The 15,232-nt window shown below is 69.2% G+C and carries 16 protein-coding genes, 1 pseudogene and 1 riboswitch; of the genes and pseudogenes, 10 read left to right on the top strand and 7 right to left on the bottom strand.

All coding sequences use genetic code 11. The features are described 5' to 3' along the window. Nucleotides 1-9: 9 nt before the first annotated feature. From J2Y70_RS09670 to J2Y70_RS09660, 3 genes are all read right to left on the bottom strand, one after another. The gene (locus J2Y70_RS09670) at nt 10-234 is read right to left on the bottom strand and encodes a YdcH family protein (protein ID WP_263110973.1); all 225 of its coding nucleotides are present in this window, start codon (nt 232-234) and stop codon (nt 10-12) included. Nucleotides 235-575: 341 nt separating this feature from the next. Beyond that, entirely contained in the window at nt 576-1,472 is an 897-nt protein-coding gene (locus J2Y70_RS09665; RefSeq protein ID WP_309916518.1) for an OmpA family protein, read from the bottom strand. Continuing rightward, nucleotides 1,469-1,861, bottom strand: a complete 393-nt coding sequence (locus tag J2Y70_RS09660) for a DUF4398 domain-containing protein (RefSeq protein ID WP_263397147.1) — start codon at nt 1,859-1,861, stop codon at nt 1,469-1,471. The genes J2Y70_RS09665 and J2Y70_RS09660 overlap by 4 nt, the downstream gene beginning before the upstream one ends. Nucleotides 1,862-1,960: 99 nt before the next feature. Between J2Y70_RS09660 and J2Y70_RS09655 the strand changes: the two genes are divergently transcribed. Further along, on the top strand, nt 1,961-3,106 hold the full coding sequence (locus J2Y70_RS09655; RefSeq protein WP_309916514.1) for a PilT/PilU family type 4a pilus ATPase: 1,146 nt from the start codon (nt 1,961-1,963) through the stop codon (nt 3,104-3,106). A gap of 108 nt (nt 3,107-3,214) precedes the next feature. Here the strand turns inward: J2Y70_RS09655 and maiA are convergent, their stop codons facing one another. Together maiA and J2Y70_RS09645 are read right to left on the bottom strand one after the other, a co-directional pair. Then, nucleotides 3,215-3,874 (bottom strand): maleylacetoacetate isomerase, encoded by a 660-nt coding sequence (gene maiA, locus J2Y70_RS09650; RefSeq protein ID WP_309916510.1) that lies wholly within the window; start codon nt 3,872-3,874, stop codon nt 3,215-3,217. Nucleotides 3,875-3,963: 89 nt separating this feature from the next. After that, nucleotides 3,964-4,953, bottom strand: coding sequence for a fumarylacetoacetate hydrolase family protein (locus J2Y70_RS09645; RefSeq protein WP_309916506.1), 990 nt, complete (start codon nt 4,951-4,953; stop codon nt 3,964-3,966). 373 nt (nt 4,954-5,326) lie between these two features. Between J2Y70_RS09645 and J2Y70_RS09640 the strand changes: the two are divergent. The 3 genes and pseudogenes from J2Y70_RS09640 to J2Y70_RS09630 form a co-directional block, all read left to right on the top strand. After that, nucleotides 5,327-6,637, top strand: a pseudogene (locus J2Y70_RS09640) (DEAD/DEAH box helicase); the annotation flags it as partial. 178 nt (nt 6,638-6,815) lie between these two features. After that, nucleotides 6,816-7,175, top strand: coding sequence for a 6-carboxytetrahydropterin synthase QueD (gene queD / locus J2Y70_RS09635; protein WP_309916503.1), 360 nt, complete (start codon nt 6,816-6,818; stop codon nt 7,173-7,175). 227 nt (nt 7,176-7,402) lie between these two features. Continuing rightward, nucleotides 7,403-7,774, top strand: a complete 372-nt coding sequence (locus J2Y70_RS09630) for a phasin family protein (RefSeq protein WP_263397140.1) — start codon at nt 7,403-7,405, stop codon at nt 7,772-7,774. A 303-nt stretch (nt 7,775-8,077) separates the two neighbouring features. Here the strand turns inward: J2Y70_RS09630 and bioD are convergent, their stop codons facing one another. Further along, nucleotides 8,078-8,770 carry a dethiobiotin synthase gene (bioD, locus tag J2Y70_RS09625; protein WP_309916499.1) on the bottom strand — a complete coding sequence of 231 codons (693 nt, stop codon included), beginning with the start codon at nt 8,768-8,770 and terminating at the stop codon, nt 8,078-8,080. 270 nt (nt 8,771-9,040) lie between these two features. Here bioD and J2Y70_RS09620 point away from each other — a divergent pair, with 270 nt between their 5' ends. The 3 genes from J2Y70_RS09620 (at nt 9,041) to btuB (ending at nt 12,192) form a co-directional block, all read left to right on the top strand. Further along, nucleotides 9,041-9,523, top strand: coding sequence for a GAF domain-containing protein (locus J2Y70_RS09620; protein ID WP_309916496.1), 483 nt, complete (start codon nt 9,041-9,043; stop codon nt 9,521-9,523). Further along, a complete protein-coding gene (locus J2Y70_RS09615; RefSeq protein ID WP_309916494.1) occupies nt 9,520-9,963 on the top strand; it encodes a TfoX/Sxy family protein in 444 nt (147 codons plus the stop codon). Before J2Y70_RS09620 ends, J2Y70_RS09615 begins: the two co-directional genes overlap by 4 nt. A gap of 26 nt (nt 9,964-9,989) precedes the next feature. Then, nucleotides 9,990-10,209: riboswitch (cobalamin riboswitch) on the top strand. A 111-nt stretch (nt 10,210-10,320) separates the two neighbouring features. Beyond that, a complete protein-coding gene (gene btuB / locus J2Y70_RS09610; RefSeq protein ID WP_309916491.1) occupies nt 10,321-12,192 on the top strand; it encodes a TonB-dependent vitamin B12 receptor in 1,872 nt (623 codons plus the stop codon). Nucleotides 12,193-12,435: 243 nt separating this feature from the next. Here the strand turns inward: btuB and J2Y70_RS09605 are convergent, their stop codons facing one another. Then, the gene (locus J2Y70_RS09605) at nt 12,436-13,335 is read right to left on the bottom strand and encodes a LysR substrate-binding domain-containing protein (RefSeq protein WP_309916487.1); all 900 of its coding nucleotides are present in this window, start codon (nt 13,333-13,335) and stop codon (nt 12,436-12,438) included. A gap of 139 nt (nt 13,336-13,474) precedes the next feature. Between J2Y70_RS09605 and J2Y70_RS09600 the strand changes: the two genes are divergently transcribed. From J2Y70_RS09600 to J2Y70_RS09590, 3 genes are read left to right on the top strand one after another with little or no spacing between them, the layout of a single operon-like run. Then, complete coding sequence (locus J2Y70_RS09600; RefSeq protein WP_309916484.1) at nt 13,475-14,020, top strand: hypothetical protein; 546 nt, start codon at nt 13,475-13,477, stop codon at nt 14,018-14,020. Between the two features lie 8 nt (nt 14,021-14,028). Beyond that, nucleotides 14,029-14,355, top strand: coding sequence for a hypothetical protein (locus tag J2Y70_RS09595; protein ID WP_309916481.1), 327 nt, complete (start codon nt 14,029-14,031; stop codon nt 14,353-14,355). A 21-nt stretch (nt 14,356-14,376) separates the two neighbouring features. Continuing rightward, nucleotides 14,377-15,216 carry an MBL fold metallo-hydrolase gene (locus J2Y70_RS09590; RefSeq protein ID WP_309916479.1) on the top strand — a complete coding sequence of 280 codons (840 nt, stop codon included), beginning with the start codon at nt 14,377-14,379 and terminating at the stop codon, nt 15,214-15,216. Nucleotides 15,217-15,232 lie beyond the last annotated feature (16 nt).

The following is a 15,232-nucleotide window of genomic DNA, read 5'->3' as shown; positions in this document are numbered from 1 at the left end:
AGGGGTGGATCAGTGCGGCTTCTGCTGCTCGTCGTAGAGCCGCAGCAGCTTTTCCTTGGCCGCGAGCTTTTCCCGCTTCATCTGGGACAGGGTGAGATCGTCGATCGGCAGCACGCCGAGTTCGGCATCCATGCATTTCTTGTCCAGGGTCTTGTGACGCTGGTACAGCTGCTTGAACTCGGGATCGGATTTGATCAGCGCGTCGATTTCGGTCTGCGATTGCCCTTCGAACATAGGAATAGCCTCCTTCAGCTGGAAACAAGAACGCCCCGGCCGGAACGGCACGGGGCGTTGCCTGGGAGCGGAGTCGCGCGGGCCGCCAGCCGCTCCACCGCAACGCCCGGGCCTGCGGCCCTTGGAACGTCGTGCTGCGGTGCGTGCCACTGCTTCATCGGCCCGGTGCCTCCGTTGGGACCAGGCGACGAGATGCCGCCTGGGAGTTCGACCCTACGCCTCCCCACCGCATCCGACAAGGGAGGCCAGCCCGCTTTTCCGCATTCAGTTGCTCGCCGCTCAGGCCCAGGGAAAAACCGCGTTAAAAACGGTTCCAGGGCACCGGTGCGCCCCACCCCGGCTCAGGGCGCGATCACCACCTCGGCGGCGCGGGCCTTGCTCGCCGGCGCCTTCTTGCCGACCGCCTGCAGCCGGCTCGCCGCCACACCGCCGCCGACCAGCGCATCGCGCAGCGCGTCGGCGCGCTTCTGTGCCACACCGGCGTCGGCATCGTAGGCCTCGATCCGCACCCGGCCCTTGGCGCCGATCTGCAGGTACTGCGCCAGCGCCTTGGCCTGGCCGGCGGCATCGGCGGTCAGCGCCGCCTTGCCCGCGGCGAACGCGCCGCCGGTGACGGTGAAGACCTCCCCGCGCGGCTCGAAGCGCGACGCCGGCAGCTTGGCCCCGGCGACCAGTTCGGCCTCTTCGCGGGCCAGCTTGGCCGACTTCTGCTGCGCGGCGCTGAGCTTGGCGGTCTGCTGCCCGGCCACGCTGGTCAGCGCCTGCTCGGCATCCTGCCGCGCCAGCTGTTCGGCCTCGGCCGCCTGGCGCAGGCTTTCGGCCTCCTCGGCCTGGATCTGCGCCTGCACCCGCAGCCGCTCGGCTTCCTGGCGCGCACGCGCGGCCTCGCGGCGGCTGGCTTCGACCAGTAGCTCGCTGCGGGTCCTCTCCAGCTGGTCGACCTGGCGCCGCGCCAGCGCCGCACGCGCGGCGGTCTCGGCGATCTCGACGCGGCGCTCGGCGAGGTAGCGCGCATCGTCCTGCTCCTTGCGCTTGGCCGCGGCGAACGCGGCGACCGCCTGCTGCGCCTGCAGCCGCTCGTAGGCGGCCACGTCGGCGCTCAGCGGATCGGCCTGCAGGGCGACCAGGCGCTGGTTCAGCAACGCCAGTTCCGGATCGTCGGCCGCGAACGCCGCCAGCGGCGCGACCAGCAACAGCAGCGCGGCCAGGCCGCCGGCCATCCCCAGGCGACGGCTCATGGACGGCCCTCCCCGGTGTTCAAGCTACGCTGCAGGTCGGCTACCTCGGCCTTGCGCTGCTGCAGTTGCGCGTTCGCCACCGCCTCCTCGCTGCGTACCCGCGCCAGGTCGGCATCGGCCGCCACGCGCAGCGCCAGCTGCGGCGCGGTCTTGCGTTGGCGGCGGTCCAGCGCCGCCTGCTGGGCCTGCTCCAGGCCCTGGCGGGCCGTGGCGATCAGGTCCGGCGCGTACTGGTCGGCGTCGGCCTGGATCGCGCGCTGCACCGCCTGCTGGGCGGTCTGCAGCTCCGGCGAGGCGACCTGGGCGAACGCGGCGGGCGCGGCAAACAGCGCCAATGCGCACGCCATCACGTACTGCGGGCAACGGATTTGTGCGAAGCTAGTTTTCATCAAGGGGGGCCGTAGGCGGAGACGTCGAGCGCGGCCATTGTCGGAAGCCTGTGGCGCGCTTGCAACGGGCAGCCGCGGATTGTTGGGGAACCATTGCGCATGGATATCGGCTACTTCCTGAAGCTGATGACCGAAAAGAACGCCTCGGACATGTTCCTGACCACGGGAGCACCGGTCTATATCAAGATCGAAGGCAAGCTGTACCCGCTCGGCGCCACCGGCCTGCCGCCGGGCATGGTCAAGAAGATCGCCTATTCGCTGATGGACGAGGGCCAGGTGCCGCAGTTCGAGCGCGAGCTGGAGCTGAACATGGCCATCGCGCTGCAGGACGCCGGCCGCTTCCGGGTCAACGTGTTCAAGCAGCGCGGCGAGGTCGGCATGGTCATCCGCGCGATCCGCAGCAAGATCCCCAGCATCGAGGAACTGCACCTGCCGCAGGTGCTCAAGGACGTGATCATGACCCCGCGCGGGCTGGTCCTGGTGGTCGGCTCGACCGGCTCCGGCAAGTCCACCTCGCTGGCGTCGATGATCGACCACCGCAACAGCACCACCACCGGGCACATCCTCACCATCGAGGATCCGATCGAATACCTGCACAAGCACAAGATGTCGATCGTCAACCAGCGCGAGGTCGGCCTGGACACCCACGCCTTCCACAACGCGCTGAAGAACGCGATGCGCGAGGCGCCTGACGTGATCCTGATCGGCGAGATCCTGGACGCGACGACGATGGAGGCGGCGATCGCCTTCGCCGAGACCGGCCACCTGTGCCTGGCCACGCTGCACTCCAACAACGCCGACCAGACCATCGAGCGCATCCTCAACTTCTTCCCGGAAAGCGCGCACAAGAACGTGCTGATGAACCTGGCGCTGAACCTGCGCGCGGTGGTCTCGCAGCGCCTGGTCAAGGACAAGAACGAGCGCCGCCGCCCGGCCACCGAGGTGCTGCTGAACACGCCGATGATCCGCGACCTGCTGCGCCGCGGCCAGGTCCACGAGATCAAGGCAGCGATGGAGGAGTCGCTGGAGGAAGGCATGGAGACCTTCGACCAGTGCCTGTTCCGGATGGTCAAGCAGGGCCAGATCGAGCAGGAGGAAGCGCTGCGCGCGGCCGACTCGCGCGACGGCCTGGCGCTGAAGTTCCGCCTGTCCGAGGGCTCCAGCGGCGAACACGACCCCTACGCGGACTACGACGCCGCAGCCGGCGGCGCCAGCTCACCGCGGATCACGCACGGCTTCGGTTGAGCGCACGCGGCGGCGCCTTTTGTAGGAGCGGCTTCAGCCGCGACAGGCATCGTCCGGCAAGACCCTGTCGCGGCTGAAGCCGCGCCTCCAGGGTCGACACGCCAGGCTTCAGACCTGCGCGTCCGGCTGCCGCTCCGGGCGCGCCGCATCGAACGCCGGCAGCGCCAGGCAGGCCTGCTCGATCCGCGCCAGGGTCGGATAGACCTGCATGTCCACGCCGAAGCGGCGCGCGTTGAAGACCTGCGGCACCAGGCAGCAATCGGCCAGCCCCGGCTGCTCGCCATGGCAATAGGTGCCGGTGTCGGGCGATTCGGCGAGCAGTTGCTCCAGCGCATCGAAGCCCAGCACGATCCAGTGCAGCATCCACTCCTCGCGCTCGGACTGCGGCACGCTCCACACGGTCTCGAAGAACCGGCCCACGCGCAGGTTGTTGAGCGGGTGGATGTCGCAGGCGATCAGCTGCGCGAGCCCGCGCACCCGCGCGCGGTCGATCGCCGCATCCGGCAGCAGCGGCGGCTCCGGCCAGCGTTCGTCCAGGTATTCCAGGATCGCCAGCGACTGGCGGATCGGCTGGCCGTCGTGGCACAGCGTCGGCACCAGCTCCTGCGGATTGAGTCGCGCGTACTCCGGCGAATGCTGCTGGCCGCCGTCGCGCACCAGGTGCACCGGCAGCGCCTGGTAGGCCAGCCCTTTCAGGTTGAGGCCGATGCGCACGCGATAGGCGGCGCTGGAACGCCAGTAGGTGTACAGCTGCAACGCCTCTTCCACGCCCTGCCCTCCCCGTCCGGACGATCACGATACCGGTGGACACAGTAGCAGCGGCGCCGCCGGTCGTCTCGGCGCCGCCGCCGGCCGGATCAGGGCCGGGAGGCGGGCTCGATGCGCTGTTCGATCGCGCCGAAGATGCTCACCCCGTCACGGTCCAGCATCTCGATCCGCACCACGTCGCCGAACTTCATGAACGGCGTGCTCGGCTGGCCGTCGCGCAGCGTTTCCACCACGCGCAGCTCGGCGAAGCACGAGGCGCCGAGCGAGGTGTCCTGGTTGGCGATGGTGCCCGAGCCGATCACCGCGCCGGCCGCCAGCGGCCGCGTCTTCGCCGCATGCGCGACCAGCTGCGCGAAGTCGAACTGCATGTCCTCGCCGGCTTCCGGCGCGCCGAACCACACGCCGTTGATGTGGGTCAGCAGCGGCAGGTGCAGCTTGTTGTCGCGCCAGGCCTCGCCCAGTTCGTCCGGGGTCACGAACACCGGCGACAGCGCCGAGCGCGGCTTGGACTGCACGAAGCCGAAGCCCTTGGCCAGTTCGGCCGGGATCAGGTTGCGCAGCGACACGTCGTTGACCAGGCCGATCAGCTGGATATGGCCGGCGGCCTGCTGCGCATCGACCGCCATCGGCACGTCGTCGGTGACCACCACGATCTCCGCCTCCAGGTCGATGCCGTAGTCCTCGCTGACCACCTTGACCGCGTCGCGCGGGCCGTAGAAGCCGGCGCTGACCGCCTGGTACATCAGCGGATCGATGTAGAAGCTCTCCGGCACTTCGGCGCCGCGCGCGCGGCGCACCCGCTCCACGTGCGGCAGGTAGGCGCTGCCGTCCAGGAACTCGTAGGCGCGCGGCAGCGGCGCGGCCAGCGCGGCGATGTCCAGGTCGAACTGGCCGTCGGCGCTGCCGTCGTTGAGCGACTCGGACAGCGCGTTCAGGCGCGGCGCCAGGTTGCTCCAGTCCTCCAGCGCGCGCTGCAGGGTCGCGGCGATGCCGGTGGCGCGCACCGCGCGGGTCAGGTCGCGGGAGACGACGATCAGGGTGCCGTCGCGACCGCCTTCCTTCAGGGAACCTAGCTTCATGTCCGTCCAGTGCTGGGGAGCCGATCGGGCGATTGTACGGCCAGACCGGATATTGGTTGCAACTGAAACAGAGCCGCCGGCCGTCGGAAAACCGCCCGGCCTTTTGTGCATTGCGCCAATTCAGCGTAGACTGGCCAGGTCTGCATGCGGCCGTCCGTTTCCCTCAGGGACCGCCGGCGAGGTCAGGATCGTTCGATCCGCTCGCCCGCCCCGCCCGACGCCTTTCGTGGTGCCGACAAACCCGAGCGCTGTCTGCTCCGGGTTGTTCCACCCTCTCGCAGCGCGGTTCACGGGAACGCTCCGAGCCTCACCCTACTTGCGTCTGCACTCCGGGCACGTCCCGGCGACGGCGCGTTATCCGGAGCTTTTCTCGATGTCATTCGAATCCTTGGGCCTGGCGCCCTTCCTGCTGCGCGCGTTGGCCGAGCAGGGCTACGAAACCCCCACCCCGATCCAGTTGCAGGCGATTCCGCTGGCGCTGGCCGGCCACGACCTGATGGCCGGCGCGCAGACCGGCACCGGCAAGACCGCCGCGTTCGGCCTGCCGCTGCTGCAGCACCTGGGCACCTCGCCGCAGCCGGTGGGCAATGGCGCGCGCAAGCCGCGCGCGCTGATCCTGACCCCGACCCGCGAGCTGGCCACCCAGGTGCACGACAGCCTGCGCGGCTACAGCAAGTACCTGCGCATCCCCAGCACCACCATCTACGGCGGCGTCGGCATGGGCAACCAGCTCGACGCGCTGCGTCGCGGCGTGGACCTGCTGATCGCCTGCCCGGGCCGCCTGCTCGACCATCTCGAGCGCCGCAGCGTGGACCTGTCGGGCATCGAGATCCTGGTGCTGGACGAGGCCGACCGCATGCTCGACATGGGCTTCCTGCCCTCGATCAAGCGCATCCTGGCCAAGCTGCCCAAGCAGAACCGGCAGACCCTGCTGTTCTCGGCCACCTTCGAGGAAGGCATCAAGCAGCTGGCCCGCGAGTTCATGCACGACCCGCAGGAAATCCAGGCCACGCCGAGCAACACCGTCGCCGACACCATCACCCACCGCGTGCACCCGGTCGATGGCACCCGCAAGCGCGAGCTGCTGCTGCACCTGCTGGCCGCCGATTCGCGGATGCAGACGCTGGTGTTCGCGCGCACCAAGCACGGCGCCGACAAGCTGACCATGTTCCTGGACAAGTCCGGGCTGAAGACCGCCGCGATCCACGGCAACAAGAGCCAGGGCCAGCGCCTGCGCGCACTGAGCGACTTCAAGGCCGGCCGCATCACGGTGCTGGTGGCGACCGACATCGCCGCGCGCGGCATCGACATCGACCAGCTGCCGAAGGTCATCAACTACGACCTGCCGATGGTCGCCGAGGACTACGTGCACCGGATCGGCCGCACCGGCCGCAACGGCTCGCAGGGCGAGGCGGTGTCGCTGGTGGCGCAGGACGAGGCCAAGCTGCTGCGCGCGATCTCGCGCATGCTCAAGCGCGAGATGGACATCCGCGACGTGCCGGGCTTCGAGCCGTCCACGCCGATCCGCTGGGGCAACAACAATCCGGCCGACGAGCGTCCGGGCGGCCAGCGTCCGCCGCGCAAGAGCACCCACGCGCGCCGTCCGCACGGCGATGCGCCGCGTCCGCACGCGCATGCCGGGGCCAAGCCGGCCGGCGGCACCCAGCCGGGCGGCGCACGCCGCCAGGGCGAGCGCCGTCGCAGCGGCGGCCAGCCCAGCGCTGCGCGCTGAGCGCAGCCGACCGCAGCACCACGAACGCCGCCTCCGGGCGGCGTTCGTGTTTTCGCGACGCCTCGCCACCGCAAATCCCGCAGCCGCCAGCGCCGACGATCCGCGCGGCGCCCACACTTAGAATGACGCCATGAATATCTTCAAGATCTTCACCCTCGAAGCGGCGCACCGCCTGCCCAACGTCCCGCCCGGCCACAAGTGCGCGCGGCTGCACGGGCATTCGTTCCGGGTCGAGCTACACGTCAGCGGCGAGCCTGGCGCCGACACCGGCTGGGTCATGGACTTCAGCGACATCAAGGCCGCGTTCGGCCCGATCTACGACCAGCTCGACCACCACTACCTCAACGATATCGCCGGCCTGGAGAACCCGACCAGCGAACGCCTGGCGGTGTGGATCTGGGAGCGGCTCAAGCCGGCATTGCCGCTGTTGAGCGAGGTGGTGATCCACGAGACCTGCACGTCCGGCTGCCGGTATCGCGGTCCTGCTTGAGGCAGGGATTCGGGGACGGCCCTGTTCCCGGGTGCCCGCGTAGGCGCAGCTGGCGTCCGCCCAATGCGTCCGCAGGCCAGGTCGGCGCCAGGCAGACCGCCTCCAACCTATTGATCCGAAAGCCAGTTTGAACGAAGCCTGAGCGGCTTCAGAAAATTTTGTTGCATTGCAGCAGAATGCGTGTATGTTGCACTGCAACAGCAATCGGCATTCCCTGGAGTTGCATGATGTCCGCTCAGTTCAATGATCAGTTCAGCAGCTACACCCAGCAGTTCGCCGCCGCCGCCGCGCGGGCCAACCGCCTGGCGCTGGAAAGCGCCGAGAGCGTGTTCGGCGTGCAGCTGAAGACCTTCGAGAAGAACGTCGCCGCGACCACCGGCTTCCTCGGCGAGCTCACCGAAGCGCGCGACATCGGCAGCGTGCAGTCGCTGTGGCCGAAGGGCCTGCAGATCGCCCGCGACAACTTCGAGCGGCTGGCCACGGCCAACCAGGAAGTGTTCGGCCTGGGCCTGAAGACCTCCGAAGCCATCGGCCAGCTGGCCAAGAACCAGTTCGAGGCGGCCACCGACCAGGCCGCGCCGAAGGCCAAGACCAAATAAGCAAGACCAGACAAGTCCGCTGCGGCACAGCCGCAGGACTGACCAGTGGTACGCGCGGGTCCCTCCCCCCGTGCAGCCAAGACCCGGTAGATCCCTCCCTCTACCGGGTCTTTTTTATGGCCGGGATTCGGGATTCGGGATTCGCGGGACTCGGGACTTTCGCAGTACCAGGCATTCTTGTGCTTCTTGCGGATGCCTCAGCCCGACTTTTCGGTCCGTTGGGGCTGAAAGCCCCTCCTCCACAAGAAACCCTCCTCGCGGCCGCCATTCCTGCGCTGCGCGCGCTTGCGGCCAGGCGCCGAATCAGCCCGCCGTCTGCGCGCCCTGCCATGGGTGCAGCTGCGCCGCCAGCGCGGCCGGATCCGGTTGCGGCCGGTACGGCAGCCGTCCCCAGCACGGCATCGGCAAGCGCTCCTGCAGCATCTGCATATTGGCGTCGATGCGTTGCATCGCCGGATCGATCTCGTTGCCGATCCAGCCGATGCAGCGCAGGCCGTCGGCGGCGATCGCCGCGGCGCTGAGCCGGGCGTGGTTGAGGCAACCCAGGCGCAGCCCGACCACCAGCAGCACCGGCAAGGCCAGCGCGCGCGCCAGGTCGGCCTGGTCCAGCGTCGCCGACAGCGGCGCCGCCCAGCCGCCGACGCCTTCCACCACCACCACGTCCGCCTGCGCGCGCAGACGCGCGAAGGCCGCCGCGATCGGTTCCAGCTCCACGCGCACGCCGGCCGCGGCGGCGGCCAGTTCCGGCGCCAGCGGCAGCGGCAAGGCATAGGGATTGAGGTCCGCGTAGTCCGGCCGCGGCGCGCTGGCCGCCTGCAGCGCCAGCGCATCCGCGTTGCGCCAGCCGTCCGCACCGCGTTCGCAGCCGCTGGCGACCGGCTTCATGCCCACCGCCGCTTGCCCGCGCGCGCGCAGCGCATGCAGCAGCGCGGTGCTGGCGACGGTCTTGCCGATGCCGGTATCGGTGCCGGTGACGTAGAAGGCGGGGAAGCGCATCGTCGCAGGATCCTCGGGGGCCGCCACATGCGGCGCGGCCGCGCAGGATAGCCGGCGCCGTGCCGCCGCGTCAGCGTCAGCGGCGATCTGCCCGTGCGCACAGGGGCCATCGCGCGGATGCATGCGCCGATGCATGCGCCAAGGAACAGGCTGGGGCGCAGGTCGATCGCTGGCCAGCGACGGCCCGGCGCATCCAGGCAGGCATCCGGTCTCCCTTGCGTCGGCCGTCTCCGCCGCCAGGCCGCCACCGGCCGCTGCTAGACTCGTGCGATGTTCGCTTCCTCTTCGCTCACCGGCAGCAAGCCGGAACAGTACGCCCAGTTGCTCGCCCAGGCCCGCTCCCTGGTCAGCGGCGAACCCGACCGCATCGCCAATGCCGCCAACCTGGCGGCGCTGGTGTACCACGCGCTGCCGCGGTTGAACTGGGTCGGCTTCTACCTGTACGACGGCAAGGAACTGGTGGTCGGGCCGTTCCAGGGCCTGCCCGCGTGCGTGCGCATCCCGCTGCACAAGGGCGTGTGCGGCGCCGCCGCCAGCAGCGGCCAGACCCAGCGCATCGACGACGTCGAGGCCTTCCCCGGGCATATCGCCTGCGATGCGGCGTCGCGCTCGGAGCTGGTGGTGCCGCTGCTGCGCGACGGCGAACTGATCGGCGTGTTCGACCTGGACAGCCCGGACCTGGCGCGCTTCGATGCCGACGACCAGCACGGCCTGGAGGCGATCGCCCAGGTCTTCGTCGACGCGCTGCGATGAGCACCGAGAAGCTGCGCAACATCGGCCCCAAGAGTGCGGCCTGGCTGCGCCAAGTCGGCCTGCGCACGCAGGAGGACTTGGCCGCGGCCGGCGCGGTGGGCGCATTCCTGAAGGTCAAGCGCGCCGGCTTCAAGCCCAGCCTCAACCTGCTGTACTCGCTGGAGGGCGCGTTGACCGGCTGCCACTGGCAGGAACTGCCCGAGGCACGGCGCACGCAGTTGCTGGCCGAGCTGGAAACGGCGGCGGCGCAACTGCCGGCGCAACGCGGCCTGCCGGTGGCCGGACCGGTGGCGACCACCCATTTCGACCGCGACGGCGACCATAGCGATACGCCGTATGCGGACTACGCCGACGACGCGTCCGGCGGCCATGCCTACGACGCCGAGCGCGACCGCGGACGCGACGACGACGGCCACGCCGGCGAGCGCGACGCCGACTGATCCGCGCGTCACGCCGGCGATCGCGTACAATCGCGCCGCTTCAAGGTGACCTGCCGGCTCCGGCCTGCAGGTTGAAACGGGAAGCCGGTGCGTCTTGCGACAAGGCCGGCGCTGCCCCCGCAACGGTAAGCGATCCAAGCTGACGACCTGCGCCACTGTGCAAACCGCATGGGAAGGCGTCGCCAGCCGGGAGTTCCGACTCCCAGATCGCCAGCCCGGAGACCGGCCTTGCAGTCCACTGGTTGCGATGCGGAGGGCGTCGCGGCGTGCCGCGCCGCGTCTGGCGCCGTCCGCTCGCACCTTCCGTTCGCGACTCCTTCGCCGTCACAGCGCGCAACCGCGCGCCGGAGTTGCCCCATGTCGTTCCGCCTGCTTTCGGTCGCGATCGCGTCCGCCCTGTCCCTGCCCTCGCTGGCGCTCGCCGCCGATGCCGCCACCGACCTGGACCAGGTCCTGGTCACCGCCACCCGCACCCAGATCTCGGTCGAGGACAGCGTGGTCCCGGCGCAGGTGATCGACCGCGCCGAGATCGAGCGCAGCCAGGCCACATCGCTGGCGCAACTGCTGCAGGGCCGCGCCGGCATCGGCGTGTCCAACCAGGGCGGGTTGGGCAAGCTGACCACGCTGAGCCTGCGCGGCAGCGAATCGGACCACGTGCTGGTGCTGGTGGACGGCGTGCGCGTCGGCTCGGCCAGCGCCGGCCTGGCCGCGTTCCAGGACCTGCCGCTGAGCCAGATCGAGCGCATCGAGGTCGTGCGCGGCCCGCGCTCGAGCCTGTACGGCTCCGATGCGATCGGCGGGGTGATCCAGATCTTCACCCGCCGCGGCGGCCAGGGCCTGCAGCAGAACCTGAGCCTGGGCGCCGGCAGCAATGGCCTGCGCCAGGCCAGCGCCGGCTTCAGCAACCGCGGCGAGCGCGGCTGGCTGTCGGTGCAGGGCGGCTACCAGAAGACCGACGGCATCAACGCCTGCAACGGTTCGGCCACCCTGTTCGCCGGCTGCTTCATCGACGAGCCGGACCGCGACGGCTACCGCAACACCTCGCTGAGCGCGCGCGCCGGCTATGCGCTGAGCGACACCCTGCGCATCGAAGGCCAGGCGCTGAACATCGACAGCCGCAACGAATACGACGGCGATGCGCTGTTTGCCGGCAACGAGGCCGACAACACCCAGCAGGTGTTCGGCGGCAAGCTCGACTGGACCCCGTCCGAGCGCGTGCACGTGGCCGCGCAGCTCGGCCGCAACACCGACCAGGCCGACAGCTACTACCACGCCGCCGGCAGCGACACGCGCAGCTTCGTCAGCACCTTCGACAGCCGCCGCGACACCGCCTCGCTGCAGGGCGACTTCGGCCTGGCCGAGGGCCACCTGCTCAGCGCCGGCGCCGACTGGCAGCGCGAGGAAGTCACCGGCAGCACCGCCTTCGACGTCGACCAGCGCGACAACACCGGCGTGTTCGCCGAGTACCAAGGCCGCTTCGGCGCGCAGCAGCTGCAGGCCAGCGTGCGCAGCGACGACAACGAGCAGTTCGGCCAGCACACCACCGGCAGCCTCGGCTGGGGCCTGGCGCTGGACGGCGGCTTCAAGCTCACCGCCAGCCTCGGCACCGGCTTCAAGGCGCCGACCTTCAACGACCTGTACTACCCGTTCTCCGGCAATCCGGAACTGAAGCCGGAGAAGTCCAAGAGCGGCAACCTGGGCGTGGCGCAGTACGCCGACACCTGGAACTGGACCTTCAACGTCTACGAGACCCGCGTCGACGACCTGATCTCCTACGACGCCGTCAGCTTCCTGCCGGTCAACGTGGACGAAGCGCGGATCCGCGGCGCCGAGCTGACCGGCTATGCGACGCTGGCCGGCTGGGAACTGTCCGCGCAGCTCAGCCACACCGATCCACGCAACCGCAGCGACGGCGGCAACCGCGACAACTGGCTGGCGCGGCGCGCGCAGAACACCGCGCGGCTGGACGTGGACCGCGGCTTCGGCCCGGTCAAGCTCGGGGTAACCGCGTTCGGCAGCGGCCACCGCTACGACGACGCGGCCAACAGCGTGCGCCTGGCCGGTTATGGCACCGTCGACCTGCGCGTGGAATACGCATTCGCGCCGGACTGGACGCTGCAGGCCAAGGCCAGCAACGTGTTCGATCGCGACTACCAGACCATCAACTGGTACAACCAGCCGGGCCGCGAGTACGCGGTGACGCTGCGCTACGCGCCGGCGGCACGCTGAGCCCCCCGCAGCGGGTTGCGCCATGCGGCGCGGCCCGCTGCACCTGCATGCATCGCAGGCATCGGAGCGGTGCCGCGAGATGTCTCGCGGCACGCTCGGATTAGACGATCAGCTGCATCGGCGTCGCTGTCGACATCAGTCGCGACCGAGCCGCCGTAGGCTTCGCTGGCGTTGCGGCACTATGAGCGTGGATCGGCCGACAGCAGCGGCCACTGGCGTGACAGCACGGCACGGACGCAGCCGTCAGGGCACCGGAGACGACGCCCGCGCTTCCTCGATGAGCCAGTCCGCCAGCACCTGGATCGGCGCATCGTTCAAACGGATCGGCTCCGGCAGGACAAGACAGAAGGTCTTGGAGATCGAGGTGCCGTCGGGCCACGGCGCAACGAGCCGACCAGCGGCCAGCTCGGCCGCGACATACAGGCGTGGTACCAGCGCCACACCGAGGCCGGCCAGCGCCGCCTCGATCGACATGGCGTGGAGATCGTAGCGGGCGCCGACCGCCGGATGGGTCAGCGCAATACCGGCTTCCTGCGCATAGCGATGCCAGGCGTCCGGATTCTGGCGACGATGCAGCCGTGGCAACGCATCCAGGGCCGTCGCGGGGTTTTTCCCGGCGAGCAGCGCCGGATGGCAGACCGGCACCAGCACCTCCTGCAACAGCCGATGCGTGCGCATTCCCGTCCACGCCGGGTGTTCGAAATGGATGGCCGCATCGAAACCGCTGCCGGCCAGCACGAACGGCTGCATGCGCTCGGCCAGATGCACGGTGATGTTCGGGTGCCGTGTCTGGAATTTTTTCAGGCGGGGAATGAGCCAGCGCGTGGCGAAGGTCGGGAGGACGGCGATGTCGAGGCTGACCCCGTCGCTGCGCTGGCCCATCAGGTAGTGGCTGTCGCGTTCCAGCCGGTCGAGCGTCTCGCGCACCTGTGCCGCATAGCGCTCGCCGTTCGGCAGGAGCCTGACGCGATTGCCGATCCGGGCGAACAAGGTGACGCCCAGGAAACCTTCCAGCCGACCGATCTGGCGGCTGATCGCGCCTTCGGTCAACGCCAGCTCCTCGGCCGCGCGCGCGAAGCTGGCATGCCGGGCAGCCGCCTCGAATGCCATGAGCGCGGAGTGGCTGGGAATCTTGCGGCGCATGCACGGCTCCAGGGCACGATACGACATTCGACAGTCCCACCATGACATCGAGTCACTGAAGGGTGATCGAATATCGATTTCGCCCAGAAAAACGTCGACCTAGCATGACCCTACATCAACGAAAGGCAAGGCCGACGCAATGATCTACACGGTGGAATGCAGCTTCGCCGATCCTGCCAGCGAAGCGGAATGGAACGACTTCTACAGCCTGCACAAGCTGCCGGCGCTCATCTCGGTGCAGGGCTTCCACAGTTCGCAGCGCTTCAAGGCCTTGCGCCGCGGCTGCCCCACCTATCTGGCCGTGCACGCGATCGATGGCCTGCACATCCTGACTGGCGAGGACTATCGCCGGAAAGGCGGCGGCAACTTCGCACGCTGGCAACAGCACATCACCGACTGGCACCGCAACCTCTACGACGGGCCGGACAAAGCGCCGGCCGTGGCCGGCGATGAAGTGCTGGCGCTGAGCGCCGCCGGGCCCGAATCCCTGATTCGCCTTGGCCTGGTTCCATGCGCCATGCAGGCGGTGGCGCTGGAGCAATGGCCGCAGCGGCGCTGGCTGGCCAAGCTCGACCGCGCCCGGCTAGCCGCCGGCGACCACCTTTCGGACGACCTCCACTTCTACGCGCCGATGACGGCGCAATTGACCAGCGGCCGCGGCAGCGCCTGCGACGCGACGCGTTAGGACTGCCGATGCCGAACGTCACCCTGTTCCTGCCGGCGCACGCGCTACCGCCTGCCACGGCGCTCTCGGAGCTGACCGAACGATGCACCGAACTGTGCACGGGCCTTCTTCTCGCCGCGTTGGAGAACGTGCATGTCATCTACGTCCCGGTCCTGCATGGCCGCGGCCACCCGATCTTCGCGGAAGTCCGCTACCGGCTCGCCGCGGCGCGTACGCCCACGGCGATGGCGCAGTTCATGGAAGCACTCGATGACGCCATCCGGCGAGCGACAGGCTTGGAGGCCCGCATCCGCTGTTTCGGCTATGCGGCGCAGTACATCCATGCGCGGAACTGACCGGCGGTCCGGAGCGACACGATGACGACCGCAATGTTCCCGAGCCAGCGGATCGGCGATTTCACGATCACCGCCATCAGCGACGGTTATCTCGGCGTCGGCCTGGACGCGCTGTTGCACATGCAGCCGGCCGATGCCCTGCAGATACAGAACGAAGCGCAGGTGGAGGATGCTTCCGCAGTCCATATCAACTGCTACGTGGTACGTGGCCGCGACCGCACGCTCCTGATCGATGCGGGTGCCGGCGGTTTCAGGCAATGGGGCGGCCGACTGCTGAGCAACCTGTCGCTGGCAGGCCTGCGCCCTGCACAGATCGATGCGGTCCTGCTGACCCACGCCCATCCCGATCATGTCGGCGGACTGATCGATGCATCGGGAGCGGCCGCCTTCCCGAACGCCGAACTCGTCGTGCACCGTCGCGAGATCGCGTTCTGGCAGGACGACGGCAACATGAGCCGTGCAGCCGAGCGTGCCCGCGGCAATTTCCAGTTCGCGCGCCAGGTGTTCGACGGCTACCGCGACAGGCTGCGCGTCTTCGATGCAGGCGACGTGTTCCCCGGCATCGCCGCCATGCCGCTACCAGGGCACACCGCCGGGCACACGGGCTATCGCCTCGATGCCGTCGATCGCAGCCTGCTGGTCTGGGGCGACATCGTGCATTTCCCCCATGTCCAGGTGCCGCACCCGGAGGTAGCGATCGTCTTCGATCAAGACCCGGTTGTTGCGGCGGCCACACGGTCGCGGCTGCTGGATGTGGTCAGCACCGAGCGGCTCCTGATCGCCGGCATGCACCTGGGCGAACTCGGCTTCGCACGCATCGAGCGAACCGACGCGGCCTACGCTGTGACCTATGAGGCATGAGCGTGGTGTCTTCGCC

This window comes from Xanthomonas sp. 1678 (genome assembly GCF_031455575.1).
Classification (GTDB): Bacteria; Pseudomonadota; Gammaproteobacteria; order Xanthomonadales; family Xanthomonadaceae; genus Xanthomonas_A.
This window is presented reverse-complemented; position numbering and strand designations above follow the sequence as displayed.